General features: G+C 53.6%; 1 pseudogene. It reads right to left on the reverse strand.

Going from position 1 to position 996, the window contains the following annotated elements:
- A pseudogene (locus EQY_RS0122840) lies at nucleotides 1-902 on the reverse strand (hypothetical protein); the annotation flags it as partial.
- Nucleotides 903-996 lie beyond the last annotated feature (94 nt).

Below are 996 nucleotides of genomic sequence, written 5' to 3' on the forward strand. Positions count from 1 at the left end.
TCATCAATGGAAGAACTCAGAACATTACGGAGATTTGACAGCGCCACATGGCCCTGAACTGCACCATCAGCCCCTTCTTTTGTCACCAGGTTATAGTGTTTCTGCTCACTGATAAGCTCCCGGAAGGTTTTTCCTGACAGACGCATCCAGGTCAGAATTTTATTGGCCTCCCCCCCAAACAGCGCATCTGCCATCCCCGCCGCCTGCTGCTCATTCTCCACCTGCAGTAAGCGATCAAACAAAAATTCGACCTGTTCCTGGTTGTTTTTTCCGGCCATTACGCCCGCTTTCAGCCCCAGTTTACCGAATACCTCCTGAATGGCTCCTTTGTCCGTGGCACCATTATCATCGTCAAAAACCTTGTTCCGGTATTCCTCAAACAGATCACCAATGTTTTCGCCGTTTAACCCCATCTGACGGCCCAGTGAATCCCACGCCGCATAGGTTTCGTAATCCACCCCGTAACTCCGGGCTATCCCTGCCCGCTCTGCCGTTTCCGAATTCCGGTTCAGTACCGCGCTGGCACCTGCTGCCAGCGTCAGCCCGGAACCAACAGAGAGCCCGAGTCCGGTTTTAAGAAATGTCCCTGCCCGTCCTTTCCAGCGTTCCAGGCGTTCTGCCCGTTCAAGCTGGCGATTAAATCGCTCCTGCTCCGCTGCAGCATCATTGATTTTCCGTTTCAGCTTTTCATACTGCTTTCGCAGATCGGTAATATCCTGCCCTGCCAGTACGCCAGCCTGAATTTTTCGCTTCAGTACATCCTGCTGACGCGTCAGGCGTGCCACTTCCTGTGTCGCACCAGCCAGACCTCGCTTCAGCCCCTCTGTCGATTTTTTCCACGACGGATCAATAGTGCCGCCGATCCGGATATTTGCTCTGAGGTTATCGCCCACCGTTGCCATAACACTGCTTCCTCTCTTCCGCCTCTGCCAGCATTATTGCCACAAAATCCTCATACGGCAGTGCCATCACATCTCCGGGTGACCACCCGAACCA

It is taken from the genome of Escherichia sp. TW14182, assembly GCF_000208525.1.
In the GTDB taxonomy this organism is placed as follows: Bacteria; Pseudomonadota; Gammaproteobacteria; order Enterobacterales; family Enterobacteriaceae; genus Escherichia; species Escherichia ruysiae.